At 73.6% G+C, this 3,881-nt stretch carries 2 protein-coding genes; both read right to left on the bottom strand.

Going from position 1 to position 3,881, the window contains the following annotated elements:
* A partial coding sequence (locus tag CBZ_RS15165) for a sensor domain-containing diguanylate cyclase (RefSeq protein WP_130782349.1) occupies positions 1-1,285 on the bottom strand: 1,285 nt, incomplete at its 3' end.
* Positions 1,282-3,881: DNA translocase FtsK (locus CBZ_RS15170; RefSeq protein WP_373862184.1), on the bottom strand; the 2,600-nt coding region annotated here is incomplete at its 5' end. The genes CBZ_RS15165 and CBZ_RS15170, both read right to left, overlap by 4 nt.

Consider the following 3,881-nt stretch of genomic DNA (forward strand, 5'->3'; position numbering starts at 1 on the left):
CCCGGGCCGGCTCGACGAGCCCGGCGTGGATCGCGGCGGCGATCTCGAACACCGCGCGAGGGCCGTCGGTGTCCTGCACGACGACGACGAACTCGTCGCCGCCGAGCCGGGCGACCGTGCCACGTCGCGCGGTCGCGGCCCGCAGGACACCCGCGACGTGCACGAGCACCTCGTCGCCCGCGGCGTGCCCGTACCGGTCGTTGATCTGCTTGAACCCGTCGAGGTCGCACGCGATGACGGCGACCCGGTCGACGACGCCCGGCTGCTCCAGCACCGACTGGAGCACCTCCTGCATGAGGGTGCGGTTCGCGAGGCCCGTCAGCGGGTCGTGCATCGCGCGGTGCGTGAGCATCTCGGCCTGCAGCCGGGACTCGGTGGAGTCGCGGACCTGGACGACGAAGTGGTCGGGGGCACCGGTCGCGGACCGCACGAGCGCGGCGTCGAGCACGACCCACACGGCGTGCCCGTCGGCCCGCAGGTACTGCTGCTCGAGCGAGAACCGCGGCACCTCCCCCGCGAGCAGCCGGTCGACGGCGAGCCGTTCCGCGGCCCGCCCCTCGGGCTCGCCGAGGTCGGCCATGGGGTACCCGCGCAGCGCGTCGACGCGCGTCCCGAGCAGGTCGGCGAACGCCGAGTTGGCCTCGACCACGGACCAGTCGAGGTCGACGAGCGCCATGCCGATGGGCGCGTTCTCCATGGCGACGCGGAACTGCGTCTCGCTGCGCGACAGGGCCGCCTCGACCTCGCGGCGCCCGGTGACGTCGACGAACGTCGTGAGGACCGCGGGGTTCTCGCCGTCGCCCGCCGGGACGAGCCGGCTCGCGACCTGGACCATGCGGACGTGCATGCCGGCGGGGCCGGCGATGGCGACGCCCACGAGCTCCGGCTCGCCCGGCGCGAACCCGGTGCGGGTCGAGCCCCTGTGCCCGAGCACCGCGGCGGGGTTCATCGACAGGCCCTGCTCGTTGACCAGGACGAGCGGGAGGTCCGTCACGGGACGCCCCACCGCGGCCTCGGTGTCGACGCCGAGGATCTCGGCGGCCCGCTCGGAGATGTCGAGCACGCGGCCGGCGAGCGACTGGACGAGCACGCCCTCCTTGGTGACCGACTGCAGCACCTCGTAGCGCTGGCGCAGCTCGCGGGACAGCTCAAGGAGCTCGTTGGCCCGGCGCACCTGGCGCCGCTGTCGGCCGAGCAGGACCAGCACCGCGACGAGCGCGAGGATCGCGACGACGGCGATGACGGTGGCGACGATCCCGAGCGGGTCGGAGAGCGTCGCGCTCATCGGCCGCCGCCGGACCAGGGTCCCGCGTCGTCCTCCTCGGCGTCGTCGAAGTAGTCGGTGGCGACCGGCGGGTCGCCCGGCAGGGCGCCGTCGCCGTCGTCCTCGCTGCCGGGCTCGCCGCGCAGCATCGCGAGCGTCCCGGGCAGGTCGTCGGGCTGGACCAGGACCTCCCGCGCCTTCGACCCCTCCGAGGGGCCGACGATCTCCCGCGACTCCAGCAGGTCCATGAGCCGGCCCGCCTTGGCGAACCCGACGCGGAGCTTGCGCTGCAGCATCGACGTCGAGCCGAACTGCGACGTGACGACGAGCTCCGCGGCCTGCAGCAGCAGGTCGAGGTCGTCGCCGATGTCCTCGTCGACCTGCTTCTTGGCGGGTGCGGCGGCGACGTCCTGGCGGTAGACGGGCTTGAGCTGCTTCTTCACGTGCTCGACGACCGCGTGGATCTCCGACTCCGAGACCCACGCCCCCTGGGTCCGCATGGGCTTCGCGGCGCCCATGGGCAGGAACAGGGCGTCACCCTGCCCGATGAGCTTCTCCGCGCCGGGCTGGTCGAGCACGACCCGGGAGTCGGTGAGCGAGCTCGTCGCGAACGCGAGCCGCGACGGCACGTTGGCCTTGATGAGGCCCGTGACGACGTCCACCGAGGGTCGCTGCGTCGCGAGCACCAGGTGGATGCCGGCGGCGCGCGCGAGCTGCGTGATGCGCTGGATCGACGCCTCGACGTCGCGCGGCGCGACCATCATGAGGTCGGCGAGCTCGTCGACGATGACCAGCAGGTAGGGGTACGGCGCGATCTTGCGCTCCGAGCCGGGCAGCGGCTTCACCTTGCCGGCCTTGACGGCGACGTTGAAGTCGTCGACGTGCTTGAACCCGAACATCGCGAGGTCGTCGTACCGCGCCTCCATCTCCCGCACGACCCACTCGAGCGCCTCGGCGGCCTTCTTCGGGTTCGTGATGATCGGGGTGATGAGGTGCGGGATGCCCTCGTAGATCGTCAGCTCGACGCGCTTGGGGTCGACGAGCACCATGCGCACCTCGTCGGGCGTGGCCCGCATGAGGACCGACACGATCATCGAGTTGACGAAGCTCGACTTGCCCGCGCCGGTGGCGCCCGCGACGAGCAGATGCGGCATCTTGGCGAGGTTGGCGGTGACGTACCCGCCCTCGACGTCCTTGCCGACGCCGATGACCATCGGGTGCTCGGAGCGCTTGGCGGCGCTGGAGCGCAGCACGTCGCCGAGCGAGACGGTCTCGCGGTCGGTGTTGGGGATCTCGATGCCGATGGCCGACTTGCCGGGGATCGGCGACAGGATCCGGACGTCGGCGCTGGCCACGGCGTAGGCGATGTTCTTGCTCAGCGCCGTGACGCGCTCGACCTTCACGGCGGGGCCGAGCTCGACCTCGTAGCGCGTGACGGTCGGCCCGCGCGTGAAACCCGTGACCTTGGCGTCGATCTCGAACTGGTCGAGCACGGTCGTCAGCGACTCGACGACGCGGTCGTTCGCGGCGGACCGCACCTTGTGCGGCGCCCCCTTGGCGAGACTGTCCTCGTTGGGCAGCGTGTAGAGCACGTCGCCCTCGAGCATCGGCTGCTCGCCGCGGGGCACGCCGCGCGGCTCGGGCGCCTTGAGCTCGGCGACGGGCGCGGGCACGACGGCGGTGGGCTCGGTGACCGGTGCCGCGTCGGCGGCGGCCTCCGCCTCGGCGTCGAGGCGCCGCTTCTCGACCATCGCCGCGCGCTCGAACGCCTCGTCGCCGACGTAGGCGTCGAGGCGGTCGGCGTCGGCCTCGTCGACCTGCTCGGCACGGCGCCGGCGTCCGAGCAGCCGCGGGGCGCGCTTCTTGGGCGCCTCGACCTCGGGCAGCGCGGTGTGGCCCGCGTTGATGACGAGCGGCGCGTCGTCGTCCTCGTCCGTCGCCTCCTCCGGGTGCCCGCCCGTGAGCCGGTGGTAGAGGCCGCGCAGCCGCGGCACGATCTGGTGCACGGGCGTCGCGGTGACGACCAGCACGCCGAAGAACGCGAGCAGCAGCAGGAGCGCGACCGCCACGCCCGCGGTGAGCAGGCTCGCGAGCGGGGTCCCGACGAGGTAGCCGACGACGCCGCCAGCCGCGCGCAGCGCCGGGAAGTCGTCGGTGTCGGGCAGCCCGGAGGCGATCTGGACGAGGCCGCACACGGCCAGCGTGATCGCGGTGATGCCGATGCTGATGCGCGAGTTGGCCTGCACGCGGTCGGGGTGCCGCATGAGCCGCAGCGCGAGGCCGAGCAGGACGACGGGGACGACGACGCCGACCTTGCCGAACGTCCCCGCGACGACGGAGTGCACGACGTCGCCGGCGGTGCCCGACAGGCTCCACCACTCGCGGGCGGCGATGACGATCGCGAGGCCCAGCAGCGTGAACGCGAGCCCGTCGCGCCGGTGGGCGGGGTCGAGGTCGCGGGCGCCGTGCCCGACCTTGCGCGCGGCACCGCCGACGAGGTGGGCCGAGCCCATCCAGACGCCGCGGATCATCCGCAGCGGCAGCGCGGGGCGGTGCGGCGGGGGCGGCGGTGCGCCGCGGCCGGTGGGGCGGGAGGTGCCGCCGCGCGGGGCGGCGG

The organism is Cellulomonas biazotea (assembly GCF_004306155.1).
In the GTDB taxonomy this organism is placed as follows: domain Bacteria; phylum Actinomycetota; class Actinomycetes; order Actinomycetales; family Cellulomonadaceae; genus Cellulomonas; species Cellulomonas biazotea.